Origin of the sequence: Bradyrhizobium sp. USDA 4532 (genome assembly GCF_024171315.1) — a bacterium.
GTDB classification, from domain to species: domain Bacteria; phylum Pseudomonadota; class Alphaproteobacteria; order Rhizobiales; family Xanthobacteraceae; genus Bradyrhizobium; species Bradyrhizobium australafricanum.
In genome coordinates this window covers 3,870,349-3,896,019 of the sequence record NZ_JALJZN010000001.1, presented here as the reverse complement: position 1 = coordinate 3,896,019, position 25,671 = coordinate 3,870,349, and the positions used below count along the sequence as shown (strand labels likewise).

22 protein-coding genes and 2 pseudogenes are annotated in these 25,671 nt (G+C 59.0%); 10 read left to right on the top strand and 14 right to left on the bottom strand.

Annotated features, from left to right (window positions below; all coding sequences use genetic code 11):
- The first annotated feature begins 72 nt into the window (after nucleotides 1-72).
- Both J2R76_RS18120 and J2R76_RS18115 read left to right on the top strand, forming a co-directional pair.
- The gene (locus J2R76_RS18120) at nucleotides 73-1,011 is read left to right on the top strand and encodes a M35 family metallo-endopeptidase (RefSeq protein WP_253624431.1); all 939 of its coding nucleotides are present in this window, start codon (nucleotides 73-75) and stop codon (nucleotides 1,009-1,011) included.
- A complete protein-coding gene (locus J2R76_RS18115; RefSeq protein WP_253624430.1) occupies nucleotides 1,008-1,520 on the top strand; it encodes a hypothetical protein in 513 nt (170 codons plus the stop codon). Before J2R76_RS18120 ends, J2R76_RS18115 begins: the two co-directional genes overlap by 4 nt.
- Before the next feature lie 293 nt (nucleotides 1,521-1,813).
- Here J2R76_RS18115 and J2R76_RS18110 read toward each other — a convergent pair whose 3' ends face one another.
- Nucleotides 1,814-3,247, bottom strand: a complete 1,434-nt coding sequence (locus J2R76_RS18110; RefSeq protein WP_253624429.1) for an ATP-binding protein — start codon at nucleotides 3,245-3,247, stop codon at nucleotides 1,814-1,816.
- A 345-nt stretch (nucleotides 3,248-3,592) separates the two neighbouring features.
- Between J2R76_RS18110 and J2R76_RS18105 the strand changes: the two genes are divergently transcribed.
- Nucleotides 3,593-3,895 carry an HU family DNA-binding protein gene (locus J2R76_RS18105; protein ID WP_253624428.1) on the top strand — a complete coding sequence of 101 codons (303 nt, stop codon included), beginning with the start codon at nucleotides 3,593-3,595 and terminating at the stop codon, nucleotides 3,893-3,895.
- A 179-nt stretch (nucleotides 3,896-4,074) separates the two neighbouring features.
- Here the strand turns inward: J2R76_RS18105 and J2R76_RS18100 are convergent, their stop codons facing one another.
- The 9 genes and pseudogenes from J2R76_RS18100 to J2R76_RS18060 form a co-directional block, all read right to left on the bottom strand.
- Nucleotides 4,075-4,404, bottom strand: a complete 330-nt coding sequence (locus J2R76_RS18100) for a hypothetical protein (RefSeq protein WP_253624427.1) — start codon at nucleotides 4,402-4,404, stop codon at nucleotides 4,075-4,077.
- A gap of 372 nt (nucleotides 4,405-4,776) precedes the next feature.
- Complete coding sequence (locus tag J2R76_RS18095) at nucleotides 4,777-6,336, bottom strand: ABC transporter permease/substrate-binding protein (protein WP_253624426.1); 1,560 nt, start codon at nucleotides 6,334-6,336, stop codon at nucleotides 4,777-4,779.
- Nucleotides 6,333-7,133, bottom strand: coding sequence for an ATP-binding cassette domain-containing protein (locus J2R76_RS18090; RefSeq protein WP_253624425.1), 801 nt, complete (start codon nucleotides 7,131-7,133; stop codon nucleotides 6,333-6,335). The genes J2R76_RS18095 and J2R76_RS18090 overlap by 4 nt, the downstream gene beginning before the upstream one ends.
- Before the next feature lie 429 nt (nucleotides 7,134-7,562).
- Complete coding sequence (locus tag J2R76_RS18085) at nucleotides 7,563-8,588, bottom strand: hypothetical protein (RefSeq protein ID WP_253624424.1); 1,026 nt, start codon at nucleotides 8,586-8,588, stop codon at nucleotides 7,563-7,565.
- A 150-nt stretch (nucleotides 8,589-8,738) separates the two neighbouring features.
- A complete protein-coding gene (locus J2R76_RS18080; RefSeq protein WP_253624423.1) occupies nucleotides 8,739-9,197 on the bottom strand; it encodes a hypothetical protein in 459 nt (152 codons plus the stop codon).
- A gap of 16 nt (nucleotides 9,198-9,213) precedes the next feature.
- Nucleotides 9,214-11,370, bottom strand: coding sequence for a CHAT domain-containing protein (locus J2R76_RS40830; protein ID WP_253624422.1), 2,157 nt, complete (start codon nucleotides 11,368-11,370; stop codon nucleotides 9,214-9,216).
- 274 nt (nucleotides 11,371-11,644) lie between these two features.
- On the bottom strand, nucleotides 11,645-12,541 hold the full coding sequence (locus J2R76_RS18070; protein WP_253624421.1) for a S1/P1 nuclease: 897 nt from the start codon (nucleotides 12,539-12,541) through the stop codon (nucleotides 11,645-11,647).
- Nucleotides 12,542-13,820: 1,279 nt separating this feature from the next.
- Complete coding sequence (locus J2R76_RS18065; RefSeq protein ID WP_253624420.1) at nucleotides 13,821-14,024, bottom strand: hypothetical protein; 204 nt, start codon at nucleotides 14,022-14,024, stop codon at nucleotides 13,821-13,823.
- A 287-nt stretch (nucleotides 14,025-14,311) separates the two neighbouring features.
- Nucleotides 14,312-15,097, bottom strand: a pseudogene (locus J2R76_RS18060) (isocitrate lyase/phosphoenolpyruvate mutase family protein); the annotation flags it as partial.
- A gap of 623 nt (nucleotides 15,098-15,720) precedes the next feature.
- Here J2R76_RS18060 and J2R76_RS18055 point away from each other — a divergent pair.
- Complete coding sequence (locus tag J2R76_RS18055; RefSeq protein WP_253626027.1) at nucleotides 15,721-16,014, top strand: integration host factor subunit beta; 294 nt, start codon at nucleotides 15,721-15,723, stop codon at nucleotides 16,012-16,014.
- A gap of 177 nt (nucleotides 16,015-16,191) precedes the next feature.
- Here J2R76_RS18055 and J2R76_RS18050 read toward each other — a convergent pair whose 3' ends face one another.
- Nucleotides 16,192-17,319, bottom strand: a complete 1,128-nt coding sequence (locus J2R76_RS18050; protein ID WP_253624419.1) for a type III polyketide synthase — start codon at nucleotides 17,317-17,319, stop codon at nucleotides 16,192-16,194.
- 70 nt (nucleotides 17,320-17,389) lie between these two features.
- Entirely contained in the window at nucleotides 17,390-18,079 is a 690-nt protein-coding gene (locus J2R76_RS18045; protein WP_253624418.1) for a porin family protein, read from the bottom strand.
- A gap of 257 nt (nucleotides 18,080-18,336) precedes the next feature.
- Here J2R76_RS18045 and J2R76_RS18040 point away from each other — a divergent pair, with 257 nt between their 5' ends.
- From J2R76_RS18040 to J2R76_RS18025, 4 genes are all read left to right on the top strand, one after another.
- Complete coding sequence (locus J2R76_RS18040) at nucleotides 18,337-18,714, top strand: hypothetical protein (protein ID WP_253624417.1); 378 nt, start codon at nucleotides 18,337-18,339, stop codon at nucleotides 18,712-18,714.
- Nucleotides 18,715-19,830: 1,116 nt separating this feature from the next.
- Nucleotides 19,831-20,130: a DNA-binding transcriptional regulator gene (locus J2R76_RS18035; RefSeq protein WP_253624416.1), complete on the top strand. Its 300-nt coding sequence runs from the start codon at nucleotides 19,831-19,833 to the stop codon at nucleotides 20,128-20,130.
- 307 nt (nucleotides 20,131-20,437) lie between these two features.
- Nucleotides 20,438-21,634, top strand: a complete 1,197-nt coding sequence (locus J2R76_RS18030; RefSeq protein ID WP_253624415.1) for a Fic family protein — start codon at nucleotides 20,438-20,440, stop codon at nucleotides 21,632-21,634.
- Between the two features lie 165 nt (nucleotides 21,635-21,799).
- The gene (locus J2R76_RS18025; RefSeq protein ID WP_253624414.1) at nucleotides 21,800-23,053 is read left to right on the top strand and encodes a DUF6035 family protein; all 1,254 of its coding nucleotides are present in this window, start codon (nucleotides 21,800-21,802) and stop codon (nucleotides 23,051-23,053) included.
- 404 nt (nucleotides 23,054-23,457) lie between these two features.
- Here J2R76_RS18025 and J2R76_RS18020 read toward each other — a convergent pair whose 3' ends face one another.
- Nucleotides 23,458-24,408 (bottom strand): nucleotidyl transferase AbiEii/AbiGii toxin family protein, encoded by a 951-nt coding sequence (locus tag J2R76_RS18020; protein WP_253624413.1) that lies wholly within the window; start codon nucleotides 24,406-24,408, stop codon nucleotides 23,458-23,460.
- The gene (locus J2R76_RS18015) at nucleotides 24,398-24,991 is read right to left on the bottom strand and encodes a hypothetical protein (protein WP_253624412.1); all 594 of its coding nucleotides are present in this window, start codon (nucleotides 24,989-24,991) and stop codon (nucleotides 24,398-24,400) included. The genes J2R76_RS18020 and J2R76_RS18015 overlap by 11 nt, the downstream gene beginning before the upstream one ends.
- On the opposite strand from J2R76_RS18015, the pseudogene J2R76_RS40825 reads away from it, so the two are divergent.
- Nucleotides 24,910-25,131 (top strand): annotated as a pseudogene (locus tag J2R76_RS40825) (hypothetical protein); the annotation flags it as partial. The gene J2R76_RS18015 and the pseudogene J2R76_RS40825 sit on opposite strands and share 82 nt — an antisense overlap.
- Nucleotides 25,132-25,214: 83 nt before the next feature.
- Nucleotides 25,215-25,664, top strand: a complete 450-nt coding sequence (locus J2R76_RS18010; protein WP_253624411.1) for a nucleotidyl transferase AbiEii/AbiGii toxin family protein — start codon at nucleotides 25,215-25,217, stop codon at nucleotides 25,662-25,664.
- Nucleotides 25,665-25,671 lie beyond the last annotated feature (7 nt).

The following is a 25,671-nucleotide window of genomic DNA, read 5'->3' as shown; positions in this document are numbered from 1 at the left end:
AGGAGCCTCACGCCTGACGGGCAAGAACTCCAAGCCGTTGGCCTCCGGCCCCTCCTGATAGGGCGCCGACGAATGGATACTTATCCCGACGACGCTCGCATCATCAACATCGACAGCTATATCAATCATAACTTGTCGTCACTGATCAATCCTTCGGGCACCAATGGGGTCGAGATACGCGGAACGCCTCGACAATTGCACAACTACCAAGACATTGTTGCGAGGGACCATGAACGGGCGAAGGGCATTGTCCGCTTTACCATCCAGAAGCTGGAAGCCTACCTGGATCCCGTCACGCGCGAAGACGTGGAGCAAGACGTGAGAGCGACCCTGAGCCAATATTTTGGTATCGCGGGCACGAGAAAACAGGACGTCGCCGACATCCAAGAAATCCTCACGAACTACAGGAAGGTGGCCAGCTATCTCAATCGCGACGAGCCACTAACCCGAGCGCAGCGTTTTAAGGCGTGGTTTGTCGATGTTCCTCTTTATCGGATTCGGCCGGAATCCAATGTCGCGTTGGCTTACGTCAGAGGCAGCCCCATCTGCTGGCCAGACTGGCGTATCGTTCCGCGGTCACTGCGGTCCCGTTCGGTCAGCTCGGGATGGTCGGGTTTGGGCCTGTTTCTGGCGGGCATGAGTGCCTACCATCGTGGTTTTGCGATGCTCCATCGCGGCAGGTCTGTTGAGGAACGGCACGTAGAGCGTGCTGTGGCGCTAGGTGCGGTGTTGTTCGGTGGATTTGCCGCGGCAATGATCGGCGCGTCTTATGGGGTAAATCAACTCAGGCGCTTGACTTCCGCGAGCGGAATCAATTTGCATGAAGGGCACTTCGCCTACCCCGATCGCTTCCGATCCTCAACGGTCGTGCACGAGGCAACACATCTGTTGTTGGGCACCGACGACCATGCCTACGCGTACGAACCAAGATTCGGTCACCTTTCGACAACCCAACACATGACCAACGCCGATAGTTACGGGCTGTTCGCTGAAAGGGTCAGCCGCTCATGAACCTGCCCTGGAATGCCGACCGCAACATTCGATCCCAATTGTACTCCGGCTGCCGCCTCATACTGGTCGATCCGTCTGAACAAGCGGCGCTCGCTCTGGAGTCCGGGACGAACCAGGTACTGATCGCGTGGCGCAAGAAGAAAGGGCGGCTCTTCGCCTATGACACCGCTCAGATCGAAACACTCTTCATCGAGCTCCCCGAGCTTCCGATTCCGACCGCCAACTGGGCAGAATTGGTCTGGACGAAGCTCGGTTTCCAGACCGGCAATCTGGCCCTGTTCTTCGCCTCAATTACCGCAAGCGGGCGCATCGGGGCGAGATGGGGCAGGGACTTTCTCACTCTCTTGATGCATCGCCGCCGCGCCGAAATTTGCGTCGATGCTCGTTTCACAGATCCGCTTATCGATTGTTCCCACGCTGGCACCCTCAACGTTCACTGGACCTTCAGCGTGGATCTGCTGGCTTCTGCTGTCCCCGTTTTGCGCACGACAGTGTCGCCGGCCGATTGAAGCCGACGCTGTCCCTACCGCGCCCGCGCTGGATAGTGAAGTCAGTAAGCGACGTGGCTCGGCACTCGCGTATCGGACAGAGCAGCAAACCCTTTCAAGACGTAAACGCATTGCGTCGCCAGAAAGGTCTTGAATGCTGAGTTGTTGCCTCACATAGATTGCTTCCCAACAGCAATGAAGCGCAGGGGAACGATGAGGCAATTTGGCAATGCGCTCCTTACCAGCGATTTCGATGAACTGCTGGACGGTCGGGCCTGTCTTTCACTTCGTCGATCCACGACATGTCAAAAACCTCAGGGTCCGCGAGGCGCGGGATGCGGTTCTGGTGTTTGCACCAACTCCTCCAGGTCGATCAACTGAACGCTACTGTCAATCTCGGAAGCTTTCCGCAAGGCGTCAGAAAAGCCCTTGCGAGCGAAGAAAACAAGGTGTCTCGCTTGAGACTCTTCCGCATATCGGGTCTTTGCAATGCACTCCTCGAGGTGCTTCCGGATGGATTCGCCGATCATCGCGTTTTCCCACTTGCACTCGCCGAAGACCGCGGATCCGTCGAGGAGCCGGCCGGCGATGTCGATCTCGAAATCATTCCCCCAGACTCGGCCGATTTCGGAGGCCGGGACGCCGAAGCGCTCTTGGGCATGATCACGCAGGTGATCGCGCGCGACGGTTTCGAACGCCGGTCCCATGTAATTGTTCATTTGAGGGTGGATGTTCCGCTTCCAAACTTCGGCTCCGAATCCACGGCCAAGAGCTCCGAGATTGGGGCGCACGAACCGATACCAGAACCTGAAGAGCGGATCCTGCAGCGAATATTTGTGATTGCGCGCATGCTCATCGGCGTCCAGAGACCGCTCACGCGCGATCACGCGCATCTGCTGCAGGCGGACGAGATAAGGCGAAAGCTGAGCTACCTCTTTCAGCCCCGGGATACGGGCGACGATTTCAGAGGCTTTGGTCGCGCCATCTGCGATAGCGGCCGCGACGCTCGCATAGCGACGCGGTTCATTGACTTCGGCTCGAAGTAAGAATTCCGGCTCCTCTTGAAGGGGCGCCGAGGGGACGAGGAACAAGTTTTGGACGTTGTGGGCAAGCGACTGCGATGCGTCGCACATGCTCAAATAGTACGGAACGCCGCCGAGGATAGAAAAGAGAGATATCTGGTCGACCGGATCCCATTGCGGCGCGAATTCGGCGGCCTCTCTGAGCGACATGGGAAGGATTTCGCGGGCCAGCGTCTTGCGGCCATATAAGGGATTGCGCCCAGCGAGGAGTTCTTCCATCTGCGCGATCAACGATCCGCAGAGAACGATTTTCAAGGCGCCGGGCTCGGCGACTTTCGAATCCCAGAACTTTTGCATGATGGACGGAAGCGCCGAGTTGCCGCCGACGAGGTAAGGAAATTCGTCAAGAACAAGGATGAGCCCTTTGGTTTTTTCGGCTTTTTTGGCGACGTAGTGCAGGACGCCGAGCCAATCGGAGATTCCATCGATTATCGGATCGCTCCCGAGAACGCGGGATATCTCCCCTTTGAAGGCAGCGAGGTTGAGGGAATCGTCGACAAGGGTCGCTTGAAAATAGATGGCCGACCGATCCAGGGATGCCTTTTGGATAAGCGTTGATTTGCCGACGCGGCGTCGCCCATACAGAATAACTAATGATGCACGTTGGGCTTCGAATTCACGTTCAAGAACAGCAAGGTCCTGGTGGCGTCCGATGAAAGCGGTCATTTTGACTAATACTTGATAATCTGAATTATTATAATCGAAATTATGTTATATGCAAGAGGCTGTCCCGCTCCGCGGCAATTGGCGTCCCAATACCCGGGCTGCAGCAAATTAACGCCCTCCGATAGAACGCCGCCCCGATCGTTTTCGGATTGAACACGGGCTCGACGCCGGCGTCCTGGAGCTCTTTCTTGACCGCCATGAAATGCCACCCTCGCTGCCTGGCGATCGCGAACAGGAGACACGAATTCGCGGTCAAACCGCTCGACCTCGTGCACTGGCACGACCACGTTCGGACATCGGTTGATCGGGTTATGAACCGTTCTGCGCCTCTCAAAGGAGTTAATCATGGCCAAGATGACCAAGAACCAGGTAATTGACGCGATTGCTGAAGGAACGCAGCTATCGAAGACTGACGTAAAGGCCGTCATCGAGGAGCTGGCGACTATCGGTTACAAGGAATTGAATCAGTCCGGTGAGTTCGTCGTTCCCGGCTTCGTCAAAATGTCGGTCGTGAACAAGCCTGCTACCGAGGCCCGCATGGGGGTTAATCCCTTCACGAAGGAGCCGATGAAATTCGCTGCCAAGCCTGCCAGCAAATCGGTTAAAGCGTCACCGCTCAAGGTTGCCAAAGACGCAGTCGCGGTATAGCTGGTCCTTACAGCGGCGTTGCGGGCATCGACGCTGTCGGCGACGACGCTTCTCCATTCAACGTCGCTAAGTCCGGCGGAACGACGATCGGATCGCTGATGGCCGTGACGCGCGCCGCCAGCTCGGCGCACTGGTTGCGGGTATCGGGAATCGCGACGATCTCCCAGACGCGGCGCGGGTCAGGGGCCCACCGCGAACAGACGCCGCGAAGCAGTCCCGTTCCGGTTGATTACGGCGCAATCATCCGCGATGTCGATGCCGATCTGTAGGGCGTCTGCTCGTGCCAGGCCCTGCTCAAACAGGCGACGGATGACTGGATTGTTGGTCGCCCGCGGATCCTTAACGATGCCCGTGCAATCGACGATCAAGCCGACCTGGAGGCTGGCCGTATCTTGTTGACCCCCGCCGGCGATAGCGAACCAGAGCGCCGGCCGCATCGGCTCGATGCCGGCGACCTTCGCAGCCACCAGAGCGAGACGCTCCGATGATAACGCGTGGGCGAGGCGCATCTCCACCTCAGACGCCGTGCGATGGCGGTGGATGTCGCACCAGGCCCGTGCGTGCTCGAGGAAACGGCGCCCGGAAGCGAGCGGCAGGCCAGAGCCGCTGCGTATGGGGCCTGATGGCATCGATCACGCTGCGACAGTCGTCCCCTGCGGCCATCTGCGCATCGATGCGCTCGCGCAGCCATTGCAGCAGCCGGCTAGGGGCTCAACTGCCCCTCCGCTGTTTTGCCCGTGTAGGTCAATGTCTGGAATGCTTAACATCTTCGTGACCATGGGCCGCACATCACGCCCTCGCTCGCCGCCGCTCGGCCAGCGCGAAGGGCAACCGCTTTCTGTCCACCGCCTTCCCAGCCATTTGATACTCTGAGCTTGCGTCTACGGCCCACCGATCCGCTGCCACAGCCAACGCGCCACCGCGGCGGGCGAGGAGTTCGCATCGCGGCCACTGGCACGCAAATTAGCTTCGCGCATCGCCGTGATGTCGATCCGGCCAAGCAGCGGCTTCAGCGCCGCCTGCAACGCCGCATCATGCGCCCGCCGCGGTGCCAGCAGCAGGACCGCATCATAGGGCGGGATCGCGTGCTTGGGATCGGCCAGCGTCACCAGGTCGTATTCCTTGATCCGCCCCTCGCTGGTATAACCCGCGATGACGTCGACGTTGCCGCTCGCCACGGCCGCATACATGAAATCCGGCTGCATCTGTCGTTGCGTGCGAAATGCGAGGCCGTAAGCCTTGTGCAGGGCGGTCCATTCGGGGCGCGAGAAGAACTCGTAGTCGCCCGCAATCGACAGCGTCGGCGCGTGCGCAGCCAGGTCGGTGATCGAGTGAATACCGAGTGCATCGGCGCGCTGCCGCGGCACCACCAGCGCATAGGCGTTCTCGAAACCGAGCGCGCCGAGCAGGGTAATGTCCTGTTTTGCCAGGATCTCCTTCAACTCGGCGAGCAAGGTTTCGCGCGGCGGCATATCGGTGCGGTGAAACTGGTTGAGCCACAGCGTGCCGGAATAATCCACATAGACGTCGATGTTGTTGGCCGCGAGCGCCTGGAAAATCACGCTGGAGCCGAGCCCCTCGCGCGTCGAGGCCTGCAATCCCGCCGCCTGGAGCCGCTGCTCAATCAGCGCGGAGAGCACATATTGCTCGGCAAACGTCTTGGCGCCGATGACGTAGGCCGATGGCGTCCGTGCCATCGAAGGGATCAGCGTCGCCGCGACCAGTGCGGCGATCCCGACGCTGCCGAGCATGGTGCGGAGGCGTTTGCGCTCGCGCAATCCGCGCTCGATGAGCGTTAATAGTTGATCGACCGCGAGCGCCAGCAGCGCCGAGGCGACGCAGCCGAACAGCACGAGCACCCAATTTTGGGTCTGCAAGCCGGCGAAGATGTAATTGCCGAGGCTGGTCTGCCCGATCGGCGTCGATAATGTCGCGGTCCCGATCACCCACACCGCCGAGGTGCGAATGCCGGCCATGATCACCGGCAGCGCCAACGGCAATTCCACCGTGAACAGCGATTGCCGCGGCGTCATACCGACCCCTTGCGCCGCCTCAAGCAACGCGGGATCGACGCCGTTCAGCCCGGTGATGGTGTTGCGCAGCACCGGCAGCATGGAGTAAAGCGCCAGCGCCAGCATGGCGGGCAAAAATCCGAACGCGGAGAAATCGAAGCCGAACCAGTGAAGTGTCAACGACGCAATGGCGAGCAGCAGCGGGTAGAACAGCGCGAGCAGCGCCAGTCCTGGCACGGTCTGGACGACGCTGGCGAGGCCCAGCAGGATGCTGCGGATCACGGCATCGTTGCGTGCGAGGATCGCGAGCGGCAGGCTGATCACAAGCCCGAGCGCGAGCGCTGCCAGGCTGACCTGAACATGGCTGCCAAGGTAATCCGGCAGGTGCGCCGCAGCGTCGCGCCAACGAGGGTCGGTCAGGAAACTCATCCCGCGCTTGCTCCCGGGAGCAGGGCGTTTAGCCGCTCAGCCTGGCGCCTGGGCGTACGCAATAGCTCCGCCACATAGGGGTCGTTATTGTTTGACAGCTCAGCCGGCTGGCCTTGCGCCATGACCCGTCCGGCCCGCATCACCGCGATGCGATCGGCAAGCAGCAACGCCTCTGTCATGTCATGGGTGACCATGACCGTGGTCAAGGCGAGACTGCGATGCAGCGCGCGGTACTCCTCGCCGAGGGTATCGCGGGTCAGCGGATCGAGGGCGCCGAAGGGTTCATCCATCAGCATGATGCGGGGGCGGGCGGCGAGCGCCCGCGCCACGCCTACACGCTGCTGCTGCCCGCCCGACAGTTCATGCGGAAGGCGATCGCGATGGAGGGAGCGATCGAGCCGCACCAGGTCGAGGAGCTCGTCGACCCGCGCGGCGATCTCGGCGGTGGGCCAGCCGAGCAGTCTCGGCGTGACGGCGATGTTGTCGAAAACGCGCATGTGTGGAAACAGCCCGCCGCTCTGGAAGACGTAGCCCATGCGCCGGCGCAAGCGCACCGGATCGAGGTCGCGCACGTCCTGGCCCTCCACCATGATGCGGCCGCTGTCGGGATCGAGCAGGCGGTTGGCGAGCCGCAACAAGGTGGATTTGCCGGAGCCGGATGCGCCGACGATCGCCAGGAATTCGCCCGCGGCAATATCGAGCGAGACATCGTCAACGGCTGTGATGCGTTCGCCGTCGTGACCGTCGGCAAAGCGCTTCCCGACATGGGCGTAGACGATCAGCGGTGCGAGTGCCATGGTTGGACTGGACCTGTGCGCGAGTGTCCCGAATCCGAACTTCGCTTCATTCTGCGGGAAGGACGCTCGCAAGTCTATGCGGGACTGCCGCGACACGAGGCAAGACGGTTGGTGGTTTGAGACTCGGAATTGGCAATGGCGTCGCCGCATTCCGGTACGAAACGTACCGTTGTGCTTCTCACACGCTTTGCAGAGGGGGACCTTCGTGGTGGCCGCGCTCTTCGCGCCAAGCTAGGTAGAGCGCAGTGGTGAGCACAGCTTCCATCCGGTCCAATGACCTCCATAACGTTGAACGCTCCCCTGGCCACGGTTGCTTTCGTCGCATGTAGAGCGCCTCCTAAACGAGGAATACGGGAATTGGCCGGAATCTTGGACCTGTCGAGCTCCCTATCAGCTAGGCTTTCGCTGCCGATGAATGTCGCACAGCAGTTAAGTGGACGGTGAATCTCGGCTTGGAGCAGGCAGGAACGCGTCTACCGTGTATGTTCCCGCCGCCATTGCGGGCGGCAACTTGGGGTTAGTGCTGTGCCAGGTCGGCGGCCATTTGTTTGGCAGGTGTCCCCACATATTGAGCTGTCCCAGGGCGTCGAACAGCCCAAGGTATTGATAGTAGCGCACGCCTTCGACATCACTCGAGATCGGGCAGCCAAGCGTCACGACGTGGAGGTCTTGCGTTCGCTCCGGCGGAAGGGAACGGATCGCATTTCCAATCTGCAGGGCGCCCTTGCTGTGTCCAACCAGCAGCCTGAACGGAGTCTCGCGATGAAGGAGGAGCGCGTGCAGTACGTCCGAGGAGCCGGACCCGTGGCGAAAAACGGGTGCGCCATGAAGCGTCTTCGCGTCCGGTGTGGACGCCGACAGTTGACGGCCGATGCTCGCGGTCCGGGGCGTGGCATTGGCGAGAGTGTTCTGGATCAGGCTCTTTGCATGCATATAGTCGTAGAGGCCGAAGCCGAACCACCCGCCAAGTGCCTGTAGCATGACGTCCGCCATGCCGTATCCGGGAACAATCGCAAGCACGGGCTTTCCGAGCGCGCGAGAGATGTCCCATGCCATCGCGGCGCTGCCGAGCGCCGAGCTCCCAACTCCCGTAATCGTGGCGATCTCGACAGCGCGCGTCTCCGCGTGAGGTGAAGCCAGGAACAGCTCCACATCTGTATATCTGTGGACGTAGGGCGCGGTATTGGCGTCGATCAGGAGAAGTGAGCCTTCCGGATCGCTGAGCGCATCGAACTGGACGATGCGGGAAGGAGGTTTCTCCTCACGGGCTCGCATCGGCGCGTCTCTTTCGGCGAGCTGAATAGCTAACGCCGGCACATTGTAGAAGATGAGGTCCAGCGTCGTGTTGAATAACCGGCAGGCCCGGACGGCGGGCTCAACCAACTGTGGCGGGGGCTCAAAAAGATTGAGATAGGATCGTTCAGGTCGAGGCGCTTGGTTGTCTCCGAACGGCATCGTAAAATCCTCCTCGCAGGTTGCGTTTGCCATACCACCCGTTTGCATGAAGCGCTTGGCGCAAGACGTCGATCGTGCAATTTGAGACGCTCTGAATTGCCGGCCCGGCCAAGCAGAATCGCGACGTCCACATGGTCGAGTAGAGGCGGCTTACGGGGTTTCGAGTACCTTGAGGGCGGCCGTGGCCGCCTTTTGCACCGCCTCTGGGTCAGGCGCCGCGGCCCCGCCGCCGCTGAGGGTTGCGGCGAGTTGCTCGGGCGGAGCTGCCGGTGCAGCGGCGCTCAGTGCCGCCTTTGCATCGGCAATCTTCGTCGCCAACCTCTCACGCTGCTGGACGGCATCGTTTCGCTCGATCTGCGCCTGGTCTCTCTGGTCCACCGCCTGCTGCCGCTCGTCCCGGGTGTCATTAACCTGTTGCCGGAGTGTCTGCTCGTTCTTTTCTCCCGGTATCCTGCCGAAATAATAGCCGATGATCACTGAGATGATTGGCGAGATCTGGACCACCAACTTGTCATTGCCCGGCGGCTGCAGTACGCCAGCGAGCGCAAGCACATACAGGGCTACGAACACCGCCGTCAGCACGACGATTACCCAGTCCTTCATATTCATCTGACCCTCCCAGTCTTCATGACGCAGACACGCGAGCGACGCCGAGGTCGCCGTAGACCGCATAGAGACGCCACGTCGGATCGGGGTCGCCGGCCATAACCGCGTGCGCTGCATTCATCGCTCCGGCAATGCTGAGGCCCTTGCCCAGCAGGCCATCGAAGAACGCGGTCGCGAAGCGCAATGCCGTCGCGGTGACGACCGGGGCCAACGTTCCGATGTAGGCTGACGCACCAGCGGCCAAAAAACTGCGAGCGAAACTGGTGAATCCGACTGCGCCAAATGTCGCCGCCGCCGACGAACAGGCATTGACGAACACCAATGGCTGTTTCGGAAGCGCGAAAGTGCGGATGTGGTGCGGCAACAATTGGCCGCCGAGGTTGTTCTCGATCTTGAGATACAGACTGCCCGAGGACTCGACGATGCCGTGACAGAGAAAATGAATGATGTCGGCCTGGGGGACGCTGTTCTTGAGCTTCAGCAGGTTCATCGGCTCGCGGGCGCCGCCGGTCACATTGGGGACAACGTCAAGGTCCTTATTCCTGGCGACGTTGACGACCTCGAGCACCCCGTTCAGCGTGGTTGCGTCGGAGGCCACGCCATCGCCGACCACATACACAAGCCTCCGTTTGGTCTGCGGTGATGCGGCCACGTTGGCGGCCGTCCTCGGAGAGCCGGCTGCGCCGGTGTCGTCACGCACTGGAACCCGGACCAGCAATATCGGCTCCTTGAGAGTGGACTGGGCGGCGGTCTGAAACGCCAGCTCCCAAGGAACGGCGTCGAGCTTCGGGTTCTTGAGCACCCATTGTACCACCGCATTCGTGTCGAGGCGGGCGAGCACGGTCCGCGTCTGCAGCGAGATCAGATTGTCTACGATCTCGCGCGCAATGCCATGGAAATCCATAGCCAGTAGCTCCAGCACCTGGTCGACGCTCTCGACCCCGACCTTACGCGGGTTGCCGAGATTCTTCTCGATGCCTTCGATCCGCGTGCTCGCCGCGGCGAGGGCATTGAGCACCGCGAAAGCGTCGTAGTCGTCGCGAGAGCTGCCGAGCGGCACCATCTCTAGTTGGCCCGACTCGTTCAGCGCCGGCATGTGAAATTGGATGCGCGCAGGAGCTTCATTGGTAAGCGACAGCTGGATCGTTGGACCGATATACGGCGCGGCTCCGCTGTCGCCAGCTTCGCGGAACAACATATCGCGGCTCTTCTCGAGAATGAGTGTGCTATCACGGACCTCCGCTCGGAACATGACGGCGATGCTGCCGACAAGGCGAAACTCGTCGAAAATCGTGATGGCCACTTCGCCTTCGCTGTTGATCGCGTGCAGCGCCGTGACCCGCAGGCGGGCTTCGTCGCTGTCGCCATTGCGCGGAACGCGAATCGTCTGGACCTCAGGCTCAACCTTCAGGGAAGCGGACTGTGAGCTAACGTGCAAAAGCAGCGTCGCGTGTTCCTTTCCAGCGGGCACGCGGATGTCCAGACTGCGTGCGGCGTCTTCGGCGCCCTCCACCCGAAGCAGCAAGGTGATCTCCCCTTGGCCGGGAGCCTTGAGGTCGGGAGCGTAGCCGAGACAGGTACGCCGTTTGATGGCCGTGAACGGCCGCGTCGCCTCCGGCGATTCCTTCTGGCTAGTCGGTGAGTCCTCCGGCAGCATATCCAATTCGATGTCAGGTGACAGAGACAGCACATCGAAAGAAGTCGGCGATGGCGCAAATCGCCTGGCGGCGGTGGGCAACTCCTCGATCGTCTTTAGCGCCTGGAAGAGCGGCGGATCGTGTTGCTTCACGCCGGCATAAGCTCTCCGGCGAACCCTCGTATCGGTGTCGCCCGCTAGATACCCTAGAAACGGCATAGCCTCGACCCAGTCGGCGCGAGCGAGACGATTGGCAAAGGTTCGACGCACCGTCGCATCAGCGTGATCGACAATCTCCCGGCACACCGAAATGACTTGTTCGGCGTCGAGCGTCAGCTGGTGTCGGTTACTAAGCTGGCCGTACACTAAATCTAATGGCCCGTGTTCGGCGGCGGCAGCGATAATGCCATCAAGCAGCTTTTGCCGACTGCCCGTCGAAATTTCCGGCAAGCACGTCATCAGGGTTTCGACCGCGCCTAGCTTGACCGTCGCATCGCCCAGGATGCCAACACCAAAGCGGCCAGTCACACTCTTAGCCACGGCCGTCTCCCGCTCGCGTCAGCGATCCGCGTCGCTTCGATTGCCATGGCCATGATACGAAGCCGGATCCGCGCCCATCCCGCATCACGAGCACAACAGCATGGACGTCGCGTTGGGTCATGGCATTTCTCTCCTCGACCGCCTGCGCCTCCAGGCAGCCTATAGCGTCCTGACAAGCGAGCTTACATCCTTGGTCTGAAACGATACGTCTGAGCGTGACCTCATTGTCTCTTCGGCCGGCTGCGAATTTCGCAGACCTCGCCGTCGGAAAGTCCTATGGTTTGTGCAGTGCCTGGTTCAGGATCATCGCCAGCCGTACGCCCGCCTTGCTCAGCTGGAGTCCGACGTCATTTGTTGCGGTCGTGACGTAGTCGTCCGTCAACCGAAAGCTTCCACGCGCGTTGGGAGCTGGAAGCTGCCCATACGCATCGTCCTTCGACAGCGCGAACGTCTCCTTGGCCCAGTCGGCGGGGCTTCCCGATTGCCACTGCGTCTGCTGATCCTTCGTGATGTGCCCGATGAGATCGGAGGCAATCGTTTGCGGATCGGGCCCCAACTGGTCTACGAATTCGGTGTCCCAAAAATGATGAAGATTCCCTGCGCTTAGCCCTGCCGCCGAGACCCTCTTGGCATTGCCGCCACGATCGTGATCGTCCGAGCTGTGCAATGGCTGGTGCACGTCGCCAACGAAATGAAGCAAGAATTTGAGCGCGGCGACTTGTTCCTCGATATCGGTGGCGGGGTTGGCGAGTTCGGTCGCGAATTGATCGATCTTGTCGACCACACAATCGGATGCAGGCCCATCGGAGGCGGGCGTTCCATTGGGCACAGGGGGATGATTGAAGCAGGCATCGTCAAGGTTCGGAGCCGTGATCTCGATGTCAACGAAATGCCACTGCCGCGTGCGCTCGCGAGCATTGTTCGCGTTCGTGTCCCGGAACTTGTCAGCCCAAGTGGCCGCCGACGCAATGTCGTGCGCCGTAAGCGAGTCGGTATCGGCAGCAAGCAGTGCATTGACACGCTTGCGTACATCTCCATCAAGGAATGACTGCGCTACGAGCGCCACCACTTCGTGACCTTCGTCGCCCCAGGCAAGCGCACCACTTATGTGAAAACAGCTGAGAGCCGCGCCGCAGGCAAGAATGGCTAAGTTCGTCGCAAGCCGGATCATAATCCACTCCCTCAAAATCATTGGCGGAACAACGAAGGTCAAAATGCTCAGTTAGGAGCTGCTAATGCCGTCAAGCTCTTCATAGGTTCGAAGTGGTCAGAAGGGCCTCTTTGCGAAAACGCAACTACTCTCGCACAGAGTGAGTGAATGTCAATGAACAACCAGAAGAGAATCGTCGGTTTACATCCCGCGTTCGAGTGACGGCGCCCCCTTATTCACTCGTTGCCAATCCGCAATCGTTCTGTCCGCCGTCGGGGGTAAGGAGAGGATCAGGTTCGAAATCGGTCAGTCGCTAGATAGCCGATGCCGCTGCAATACCGCAGCGAATGAGCTGTGCACGGTTCTTGGTCGAAGATAGCTCCAGATTGCGTTGGTCGAAATTGTGGAACGAGGTCTTCCCAGATCACATAGATGAACGTTGAGAGGTGTCGCCGGCGCAAATCAGATCAAGTTTCGGCTCCTTCGGGCGAGAGAGTGCAGTTTCACAGCGAACATCACGGTGCGGACCATGCCCGCTGCATGGTTATGTTGACAGATGGTGTCGTTGTCGGCGTTCAAATCTTTGTACAGAACGGACGCTCAATGGAAGTCGGGTGTATGGCTACGCCTATCCATAGATAAGTCGTTCGCACTGTCACACAGTCGACGTCGGGAGGATATTCAATCACGCGAACCAGTCTCACCGAAGCATGGAGTTGTTTTGCAATGACAAACGATCCAAGGATAATTTGCTATGGCCGCTACGATGATAGTAAGGGACCACAACTTGGCTTAGATGTAGTTCCGGCCAAAACAGTTCGTGTCTCGCGCGAAGCAGCGGGGACATTCACGTTTGAATTCGCTAACGAGCTACAGCACCCCCCGGTGGTGATACTGACCAGTACCGGTTTGGCGGGTGACGGTTATACCCAAAACGTTTTTGCCAGATCCACCTATACAAAGGGATTTACGGTGCTCGGGTATTTGAATGGTCACCTATCTAATACGAGTTTTCGTTCCTGGTACTCGCCGGGCAATGAAGAGAGTGCGAAGGTCGTCTCAATTGCGGCCTCTAGCAGGTGCTCGTCCACACCTGCGGTCCGTGGTGGCGGACCGCCATTCTGGATCTCGAAGAATCGATGCGATGGTTGCGTGTCTCCGGACGGAGCTCGCGCCACGCAATTGTCATTAAACCCGGTGAATCGAGGTGCCGCTGGAGGCGTTCGTGCCGGCACGGCGACCTTGGATCCAACTCGCTCGCGCGGCGGACGCAAACAGATAACGCGCGTCAGTAATGAGTTCATGCATCGTTTCCGCGTCCGGCATAGTGTTCAATGTGAGTATCTGCTGGCAATTCGCTCAGAACAGTTTCGATGAACTGATTTCCGGTAGAGATGAAGTTGCCCGAGTTGTCAATCGTCAGCGCGTCGTTGAGGTCAACGTCGATCGTGCCGCTTCTCGCTATGCGCTCCTTTTGAGCTTTATTTCCCTTACGTCCGCGCATCGCCAGCCGTTCCGCGAGCACGGCTGGCGATGCCGTAATCCGGATGACCTGTAGATTGGCATAGCGGCGACGTGCTTCGGGCCCTACGGAGCGCAAGCCATTGGCGACGACGACATGACTCTGGTCGAGCCAATTGTCGATGAGCTTGAGGAGACCGTAATGGAGCCCATGTGCTTCCCAATGCAGAGCAAACCTGTCGTACTCGATCTGTCGCCAAAATTCAGCGATCTCAATGGGCTCGTGGTCCTCCCCAACTGATGCCGGCCGCGGGTGATGACGCGCCGAGCGAACACCTCGTCGAGCGTTGCTATGCCGGGCTCTATGCTGGTCGTATTCTCCTCGGTTAGGATGCGACGGCAGACCCGCCGCATCTCCGCCACTTGCATGATTGGGCCAGATGACCGTGGAGATGCGTGCTTTCCGATATTCAGAGGCCGGTGTTCGATAGTACTTCGTTGGAACGAGCACAATAGGCAGCTGGTTCCGCCACGCGTGCGGCGCACGAAAGGATCTCATCCGCGCTGCTCTTCCGGGAGTGAATAAGAAATAGCATCAGCACCCGCATCCGCGTAAGCATGAGCACGCGAAATTGCGTCGTCTATTCCGCGGCCGGCGATCAACGCCTCGATCCTGGCCACCAGGACCAAGTCCTCTGCAACTGTGTCTTTCACTGCCCGTAGACGGCCTACGAACTCGGCGGTATCCGCAAGGGGATGCCGCTCGCCGATAAGCGAGTTTGTCTTCGGAAAACAGCTATCCTCCAGCGCAATCCCGCCAGCACCGCGCTGATGGAGCTTGCGCGCCAGCAGGCGGGCGTTGTCGAAATTTCCGAATCCGCTATCGCCGTCGACCAGGACGTGCAGTTCGGTCGAGTCAACGATCCGTTCGACTGCGTCGGCGAGTTGACTCCACGATACTTCATTGGCATCGCGGCAGCCCAGCGAGCAAGAGATCGATAGACCCGGCGCCCAGAGGCCCTTGAATCCCGCGCGCCCGGCTACTGCGGCTGAGAGGCCGTCATGCGTCTCCGTGAGGAGGGAAAGTTCGCTGCTGGAGCAGACCTGAGTGCGCAGCCTTTGCGAAGGTGATGGTCGGCGGCTCGATTAGACGCTTTGGCGCGAACTGATTGTGATTGGTGAAGCATGCTAAGTGTCTGCGCCTGCGGCGGACCGAGAAGCGTTCATCAGTCGAAGGTGACCTGTTTCTGTCATCTAGATCAATCGCCGGGATTGGTAGTTGACGGCCGCGGGATGGCTGCATATCGCTGTAGTGCGAAGCAATGCTAGCTAAGCTTTTTGCAATGATCGACCGAGAATCCAGCTGCCATCGACGCCGAGGCTCGTTCCGTGTCGCCTCGGACACCTGACCGGTCGGTGCTCGCATTCCATTCGACCAACACAAAGACAGACCGCGTTTTTGGCAAATGATTTGAGCTTGAGCAGCCGATAGTGGGGTCGTTGCAACAGGCGTGCCGCCGCCGTGCAACGTTATGGATCTCTCGGCGGCGGCATTGAAGGTTCGTGTGCCGATCAGGCGTAAGTCGAGGACATGTCGCGCTCACCTGCGAGGCAGCTAGCAAACGCTGGTTCTTCGTCGCGCGATGACATGCCTTGCTCAGTGCCGGCATAGGGGTATCTTGACAGTTGCCAACGCTTTCGAGCAAATGGCCGCTTCCCAAATGGCAACAGCGGTGTCAATGATCAAGTCCGCACTCGTTCAACGTATCGCCGACAGCTACCCGCATCTTTATCAGAGCGTCGTCAACAATATTGTGAACGCAATCATCGATGAGATCGTCGAGGGGCTCGCGCGCGGTGACCGCGTTGAGTTGAGGGGATTCGGAGTATTTTCGGTCAGCCATCGGCGGGCTCGCCTAGGCCGTAATCCACAAACGGGCGAGTACGTGCAAGTCGAGCAAAAGCGCTTTCCGGTCTTCAAGGCCAGCAGGGCAATGCATGAGCGCCTTAACCGTGACGAGACTCCAAATTGATCAACTCGCCGTCTGAGGTTGTCTAAGAGAGGGCAGTCAAGATCGGTTCCGGAGCGATGCTGTAACTGTAAGCGGTCTTGCGGACGCTGCTGGGTGCCGTGGAACAGAGCTGACCAGCGGCAGATCTCGGGCACGCGAGCGCTCGACAGCACCCGGCGAACAGTTTGGTGATGCCGATCACGACCAGGCGACCCGCTTCAATTGGTTTCCCGACAGCTCGAGGTGGGCGGGCTTTGGCTGTTCTGCTTCTGTGTCAGCCCACTTCAGTAGCGTCAGTTCGGCTGAGAAGCCTGGCCCGAAGGCGCCTAAGATACCGAATGATCCAGGCGCTTGCTCCTCATGCGCCAGCACGTGTTCCAGCACGAATAGCACAGTTGCGCTGGACATATTTCCATGAAGTCGAAGTGTCTCATAGCTGGAAAAGAAGATCTCAGAGGACCTGCCGAGGCCCCGCTCACAAACTTCCAATACTTTTCTCCCGCCGGGATGAAAGATAAAGCTCTTCACCTGGCTAGGAAGGATGCCATCCTCCGCGAGCAACGATCGCATTGCGCTCGGCATCAATTCGCTAATCATTGACGGAATGCGCTCGGAGACCACGACCTCAAATCCGGAGTCTCCAAAATGCCAGCCCATTAGAGAAGTCGAGTCCGGGTGAAGCAAACTCGTACTTCTCACGATATCCAGCTTGCCAGAACCGTTTTCAGCTGGCCCGATTAATAACGCGGCAGCGCCATCTCCAAAGAGGCTCGAGGCGACAACGTTCTTTGGCGTGAGATCATTCGGTTGGAATGTAAGGGAAGTCAGCTCCACAGCAACGAGGAGAATGCGTTCGTTGGTTGCCCGGCAAAGGGCTCCTGCTAAACTAACTCCTGATGCTCCCCCAGCGCATCCGAGGCCAAAAATCGGCGTCCGTCCCACATCTGGTCGCAACCCGACCTTGAAGATCAGGTCCACGTCGAGACTAGGGGTCGCTATCCCTGTCGTGGAGACGAACAAAACCCGATCGACTTGCTCGGGCTTAACCCCAGCCCGGTCGAGACAGAGCACCGTCGCTTTGCACGCGAGCTCCTTCGCCCAATCCAAGTATATCTGGTTGGTCTCACTTATGCGATGCTCGCTGAGAAGCCATTCGGGCTCAACACAAAAGAAGCGCTGATCGACTAACGCATGATCGAATACTGTAAGATATCTCTTCAGCGTCTCCATTCTGGATACGAAGTGGTGACCCGCCAATGCCTTGACGTCGGTCTGAGAGAAACGAAACGGTGGCAAAGCTGTCCCAACAGCCAAAATTCTGGACATCAGTTACTCTCGTCGCTCGACAGAGATTCACACCAAAGCGAAGATCAAGGACGTCCGCGACATCCATGCGTTAGTTCACGTGGACCAATCCGATGTTGATGTCCTGCCCAATGCGGGCAGTTCCTGCGGCGCCCGTTTGAAAAGCCTGCGATTCCGGTTGAGCAAAAGCCAATGATCGGAGGGTCCATGAACACGCAATCGTACCCAGCGCTGACGGCCTAGTGGGCAGAAAAAGAAGCTTTACGTCCACCCCTGCTGCACCGCCCCGTTGGCCCTCGCTGCCGTTGACGAGGAGCAGCGGAGTCGCAAGCTCGCGCAGCCGATATTTATTGCGGGCGACTGTAGTAGCGCCTGTTACGTGCACAAGCACCTCATTCCAGGTGTAACCGAACGGGTCCTTAACCGGGCCGCCTGTAACAATCTGGCTTTCATCCTGAAGGCCCGGCAGAACGAGTTTAGCGTTACAGTCTTCGGGATTGGCGCAGTTGCCTTTCACCGCGATGCCGAACACCGAGTTCGCGATCTGCCAGCGGAAGCCGATTTCACCGCCGAGCGGGCCTCCTGTCGCACCAGGATACGTCAGGGCAGGAGGCTGCGCACGGACCACATCTCCGTCGTTGACGTACTCCCAGCATCGACGGCCACCGCCGCGATTGATACCGATGTCTGAACCGCTTCGCTGGCAGAGCCGCGCGGCCAGATCGGCGACAGCTGCGACCAGCAAGATGATGACTATCGTGCCCAGGAGCAGCCCTTTCATTCTTCTCGACCCAAATCGAGGTCAATGTTCTTGAGGGGTTCACGGACGCGGATGCATGCCATGTGTCTGTCTTGTTGATCAATTGATAGGCTTGGTAGGTGACTGGAAAGATTGTGTCCGCCTCTGGGAATGAATGGCTCGTCTGCCGAGCAAGCAGGCGCACCAGATTGATCAGGCGCGATGTGGCCACGGTTGCAGCCGGGGCTCCGGGCGCCGTATCCGGTTGGGTTCATGCGTCACTACTACGATAGAGGCGAATGCTGATCACCGATGCCGACGGCTTGGCCTCAATTCGAACGATGTTCGACGAACGGTTTCGCGGGCGACCAATCACAGAAAACGATTTGCTGAACGCGGAAAAGACCCGCGAACGCCTCCCTTGGAGAGGACCGCCGAATTCTCGCATTCTGGACGTTTTGATATCCGAGCCAGAACTGGTGCGGCGACTAGAACTATATTTTGCCGCCGATGACGAGCCTCTCAGCACGAATGTCGACAGAGAAGAGAAGAAGGTGATGCGCGAGTACGGGCTCAGCTTCTGGGTTTTTGAAAGCTGGCCGACCAATCCGAGGGAAGCGCCGATTGTTTGCTTCTGGATTGGACCACGTGGTGGCGTGACGGAAGATGGGACGTGAATTGTTGCTTCCGCGCAAAACGATCGAGAAGGTGGGAGATACTGCTGCCCTTTCAGCTGCCGATGGCTCGTCGTTTGCTGAAGCTACCGCAAAGTTTGCTACACGCCAAGGAAGTCAACGCCGTTAGCCTGACCTACGAGAATGGCAATGCTCCCAGCTACATCGAGATGGTCGGACACAATATCAGAACAATCGCAAGCGCCTTGCGGACTAACGCGCTTGCCCCGCCGCGCGATCCAGCGCTAAGGGCCCCGGCCGGACTCGATCAGCACGGACCTTTGGCGGTGATGCTTGTGATCTGCCAAGCGTCGGCCGTGCTGCGCGTGGTAGTCGCCACCGTCTCGATCAGCATTCGACACCCAAGCGACCCACGACATCAGGCAAGACCGCAACCTAGGCACATGTTCCGACGGCGTTGCCGATGACTGGTTCCTGACAGGCTCACATCTCGTTGCGGGCATCGCCAAAATACTTGGCGACGACCGATTCGATTTCGTTCGACATGTCAACCTGCCGCGAAATCCCGTCAGTGTATCCGACGGCTGCCAGGCCTATCGACGATGGCAACACGGCTTGCCGCGACAAACTCATATGATTCCGCACAGAAGGCCGCGCGGGACTTTGTCCAAGCGGAAACAGACAGACGGAAGCCGGGCATCTCCGACGCGCGGCGCAACAGACCTTTTCTGGCGAGCCACCGAAGCCCGGTGGCATCTTGAGTGGGTTGCGTCGCTCGCCGCTCGTTGGTGCCGATCTCGACCTGACGCGCCCCCGTGAAGAAGGGCGTAAGGCCGATCTGTGACGCGTTATCTTCTCGACACCAACATCATCAGCGACATCGTCAATCCTGTCGCGCCACCCCTTGAAACGCGATCAGGATCGCTCTAAGCGATGGGCAAGGCATCATGCCCCGCCGCCCGGTCATCCGCTCCTGACCGCCAGAGAGGCGGCAAATTTGAGCAAGGCGGAGCGGAACGCCCTCAAGAAAGAACTTGAGGGATATGCGGATGACTATCGAAAAGGAGTAGCGATCAAGGTTGCTTCAATCTCAGGTCATTGAGTGTGTAGTTGGGTTTTGAGTGTTCGGTGTGATGAAGTGTGTCTGGAGGGATAACGATGACCACCCTTGGTAAGCGGCTGATCCAGTCGGCGAAGGAGGGCCGCGCGATCGCGCGCGGCGAGGCCGATCCGGCGACTTACAAGACGTTCGTGCCGGCAACGATCGATGTGAAGGCAATTCGAAAGAAGGTCGGACTGACGCAAGAGGAGTTTGCCCTGCGCTTCTCTGTAAAGCTCGCCAGCCTGCGAGATTGGGAGCAAGTGCGATATGCTCCCGATCAGACCGCGCGCGCCTATCTGACGATTATCGATCGTGATCCGGACGGCCGTGGAGCGCGCGCTCGCGCAAGAGTCTGAAGCCGCCTGAGTGGTGGGCGCGGCCACCCACACACGCGCACACCCGCGTTATTTTTCGATGGTCGTCGAAGTATGGCCGTCGATCGTGTCGGCGCGCCAGGATCGAAGCCGAGGCTCAAGGCCGATCCATCACATGCGGCGGCTCACACCCCAAACCCCAATAATTTTTTGCGCCTCGCCGAGGCCCTTCCTTAGAAAAGGAACTCGGCAAGCCTTACGTAGGATCCTGCGTCGGCCATTTTATTGAAGTATATATAAATAACATTTATTATGGATCTGGACTTAGCTCCTCTGCGAAAGGTTTCCGTTGAACCGCGATCATCTCACTCACGCCGTGCGGGAACGATTGAAGCGGCTACCGGCGCCCTATGCGGCGCATTATGGCGTGGTTCCGCTGCCCCCGCCTGAGGACGGCGCTGCCGTGGGGTCGATCCTTGCCCGGCTCAGGGCGGCGGATACAGCCTTGGTGCGCATCGAGACGCTCGCGGCCGAACTAAAGGACCCGTATCTGATCAGCCGCATCTTGCCACGGCGGGAAGCTGTCAGCAGCTCGGCGATCGAAGGCACCAACAGCACGCTTGACGAATTGCTGTCCGGTGAAGAAAGCGAAGATTCCCAGCTGAGCGAGGCGCTAGTTCAGGTGCGTGACTACGCGCTCGCGCTCGATGACTTCGTGCCGCGGGCCAGACAAGAGAAACTGGAAATCTTTACAAGCGGTTTGGTGCAGGATCTGCATCGCGCCGTCATGCGCGGCGACGCCGAATACAAAGACAAGCCCGGCGATCTTCGCCAGGTTGTGGTCTGGATCGGCGGCAGAGGCGATATTGCTTACTCGACCTACAATCCGACGCCGCCGTCGGACATTGCCGCGTGTCTTGAGGACACGATGAAGTACATGCGCTGCGAGGGCATGCAGGCGATGTACCAGAGCTTCATCGTGCGAATGGCGGTTGCGCATGCACATTTCGAGGCAGTCCACCCGTTTCGTGATGGCAATGGCCGCGTTGGCCGTCTGCTGTTGCCATTGATGATGGCCGCTGAAGGCATGATGCCGATTTACCTGTCACCGTATATTGAAGCCCACAAGACAGCTTACTACGAATCGCTCAAGGCGGCTCAGCAGCGCCTCGAATGGCACGAAGCGGTCGGCTTCATGGCGGACGCGATTGTCGGCACCACAGATGAGCTCCTGAAGACCCGCGACGCCTTGTCTGCTCTTGGCGATCTATGGCGGAAGCGGCGGAAGTTTCGCCAGGGTTCAGCCAGCCTGCGCGCACTCGATGTTCTGCCGCACTATCCGGTGCTGACCGTCAAGCGTCTGGCCTCGCTTCTCAGCATTACGGTGCCTGCAGCCTCGCAAGCGGTAGAACAACTGGTCGAGCATAAAATCTTGAACGAGCGTACCGGCTATGCGCGCAACCGCGTCTTCACCGCGCCCGACGCGCTATCGATCATTAATCGCCCCTTCGGCGAAGAACCCATTCTTTCCGGTGCGGACACCTGACGGCCGCCATGCCAGGCTGACAATCGGTGGCGCCGCGAGTTGCGGCTTCGCCCCGCCGTCGGTCATGCCGTCGGCTCGGACTTCCGTGAGACGCCAAGCGATTTTCCATAGCACGCGATCCCGCAAATGCTCATTGATCACGTCGGAGAAAGGGAGATTCGGTAGATGGTCGAGGTGATTCTCCGAAGGACTCTCAAGAGAGTGGTTGACCTTGCATCGATGCACAGCATCACGAGTGATGCGCTCATAGCGATGAGCAAGGACGATTATCAGGTTCTCCGTCGCGCGGCGACGCGCGCGCGGCTCGACAGGAAAGCGCGTTTCGTCTGCGCGAAATGCGGACATGCCGTCTATGCTCCGCGCGAAGGCCGGACCGGCCAGCCCTACTGGAAACACCACCCGGGTGCCCCACAACTTTGTCCCTGGTGGACGGGGACGCCGGCCAGCGTCGATATCGTTAGCGCGCAGCAATTTGACGGAGCGCAGGAAAGCCCGCTGCATGCTAAAATCAAACATATCGTCGGTGAGTTATTGACCAACGATCCGAGCACGACCGCAGGAAGCGTCGTTGTCGATCAGTATCTCATCCTGGAGAATGGACGACGGCGGCCGGACGTACGCGCGATCTATGATGGCATGCCACTCGTCGTGGAGGTTCAACTTGCAACCACGCAAATCCCCATCATCGTGCAACGCGAAGATTTCTATGAGAACGCGTCCATTCGTTTGATTTGGCTCACATGGAATTTTGAGCCACCCACGAGCGGCCGATTACTCAGTTCGTTTGAGGACATTTTCTACTCCCACGACAAGAACCTGTTCTCAATTGACGATGAAACGATAGCCCTCTCCAGACAGCGGCGAGAAGTAATCTTGCGCGCGTTCTGGCTGGATGAAGACGCATGGCGCTCGAAATTGGTCGCGATTTCCGACCTCAATTGGATCGAGGGAGGGCGCGCAAACGCGGTCCCGTCGAGGCCGTCTTGGCATCATGACTTTCTGTCGCGCTGGCGCGGCGCGCTCGGAGAAAGAGGTGCGAAACGGAAAGAGCGTGAGATCCTGTTTGGCGAACTCGTCGCCAAAGTGGCGATTCCGCGGAGCGACGTCAACGAGCTGCACGCGCTCGATGTGGATGCATTGATCAACTGCTTACTTTCCCTGGTCGACGGTCGGCCGGTCGGATCGCGGCAGCAGAATCTTGTCGAGGTGCTGAACTCCTTCCTCAATGTCGAGCGACGACAGCGCTATGTGCGCCTCATTCGGACCTTCGCCCGACTGACCAACGGGGACGCTCTCCTTGAAATCGAGAGTGTTCGCAACAAGATCGTGAAAGCACGCACAGTGGCGCAAGACGATCGCCAAAGCGTGTCAGGAAAGATCGTGCTGGCCTTGTTCCCGGAAATATTCTCTTCAGCTTGAGGCAATGCCAGCAGCGTATCGCAATGCTTGACGTATTCTGTAGCGCAATCAAGTGAGTCGAGGATTGCGGACGGGGTTCAGCCTTGACAAGCTGGCCGAGCATGTGGCGACCGCGTTCGAGCAGCACTACTATCGACGTAAACGACTACGAGCATAACGGCGTTGACTTCCTTGGCGTGTAGCAAACTTTGCGGTAGCTTCAGCAAACGACGAGCCATCGGCAGCTGAAGCCGCGCTGTCCGGCCGCGCCGCATTTGTTTCTTGATCAGGCCCAGCGTTGCGATCTCGTCCAGAACTTCATATTGCCGTCCTTCGCAATCGCGACTTTCGAAACAGCCAATCCGTGTAGGAGAATGCTCGAAGGCGGAGCCTTGCCGCAACATTGAGTGGGTTGTTTCTTGCCTCTACAGCTTGTTCGCCCACTTCGCGATATCTGCCAGTATTTGCTCAAAAGTCGGCTTACCAGCGTAATAGAGCGCGCTGCTGCGCTTGTAAGCGTCAGCGTACAGCGCGCGTGTCTCCGCGTCGCTCAGGATGAAGGCCTGGTTCTCTGCGATGTTCTGATTATCACCCTGCCTAAAGCGTACCTGCTTGTGAGCCTTGTAGGCTTCCGTACCGATGAATTTCTGAACGTCAGGCTGTTTCAGCAACTCATGGACATCGTAGTAGTGACGCATGAACCCAACCGGATCGCTACCGTCCGCCTGCTGCTTGCGGAATTTCGTTGAGACCGTCTGCAGCTTTTCCACGAAGGTATAACCGGCGTCATAGCAAGGCACCTCCATGGCGCGGTCGTCGATGACGTCCACATTGCTTGCAACAGCCCGATCGTAGAGCCACGAGCTGATGTCTTTTGGCGCGTTCGGCGCCACCGTGTCGAAGCCGACCTCAAGCAGGACGCCCTCCCGCGAGCCTTCCATAGCCTCGACGACCGTCGTGTAGTTCAGTTTGATGCCAGCGCTGCGATAGTTCGGCAGATCATCGAACTCGGTATCGCGCTCGACGTTTGAGATGCCGTCAATCTTGATCTCGCCAGTCAGCCAATCGTAGAAGTCCTTGCGTGACTTGATATGAGCCGGTTTGTTCTGGTTTTTGCCCGTTTTCACATCCTGGCCGGGGAACGGCTGAATCAGAATATCGATGTCTTCCGAAAACCGGCTGATGATCTTGTGACCTTTGGAGAGTGATGTGCCGCCTTTGAGCTGGAATATGAAGCCAAGCTCGTCAAGTCCATAAAGGCAATGCATGATCCAGTAGTCTTTCTCGACCAGAGCCGGATCAATGTTCTTCTCGTCCGCCACAATCCGGATCAGATCAGCAAACTGCGGGTGATTGTGGAGAAAGTCACGCGGCATGCGATTCGCTCGCTCTCAGCGCGCGCTCAAAGAATTTCTTGGCGCGCTCGCTTCCGTAATCGCGCACCGCACGACGCAAGCGCTTCTGATCGGATTGGGCAGCACGCTCCGCCACACGCTTGAGAACTTCGTCCTTGGCCTCGGCGAGCTGATCGACGTTGTTGACAAGATCGACGAGCAGGAATTCCTTCGTCAGTGATCTTGGAAAGCGCGGCTTCACACGGAACGCGAACTTGCGGTTGCCGAGCTGGAATTCGCCGTGCCGCTTGTGATTGTAGACCACGGTCTTGTCATAGAGCTGCGTCGTGCCCACGCCCAGACTGTTGTAGGCGTTCGGCGACGCCAGCAGAAACGTATCGTCCTTCAGGAACGCACTCACCACATCCTTGTCGGCCGCCGGTGCCGGTCCAAAGGCCGTTTCCTTCGGATGCATGTAGAGGCCGCCGGCGAGCTTCCTGAGGGTGCCGCTCTCAACCAGCTCCCTGAGATGCCGATCGACAGATGTCGACCAACGCGCGAGATCGGCGCGCCGGTATGCGTGGCCCGGCTTCAAGTGGCGCTTCAATTCGTCGAGCTTTGTCATGCCTCGAATATAGATCAAAAATCGACTGGTTGCACGGTTTTTTATTGAAGAATCATGCAATTATGATGCTAGAGCGGCTTCTTTATCGCCTCGGCTCGACCGAGTACCGCGAACGCTTCATTCTCAAGGGCGCGATGCTGCTTTCGACCTGGGTCGACAACCAATTTCGGGCAACGCGTGACCTCGACCTTCTTGGCCGGGCAACTCCGATCCTGATGCGCTGTTGGCCATCTTCGAGGAGATCGCCGCGATCAATGCGACCGACGGCGTCATCTTCGACCCGGCCAGCTTCACCGTCGATCCCATCCGCGACGAAACCGAATACGGCGGTGTCCGGATCAAGGGCAATGCCACGGTCGACAACGCGCGCGTTCGCGTCGTGATCGACATTGCGTTCGGCGACGCTGTCGAGCCCGGCGTGCAGGAAATCGACTTGCCGGTACTGCTGGATTTTCCGGCGCCAAAGCTGCGTTCTTACCCGCGCGAAACCGTCGTCGCGGAGAAATTCCAGGCCATGGTCGCGCTTGGCCTAGCGAATAGCCGCATGAAGGACTTCTATGGCGTCTGGGTGCTGATCCGCTCCTACAAGTTTGAGGGTGACGCATTGGCGCGCGCCATTCAGGCCACGTTCGAACGCCGCAACACCGAGATTCCGACCGCGCGCCCTGATTGACTGACGA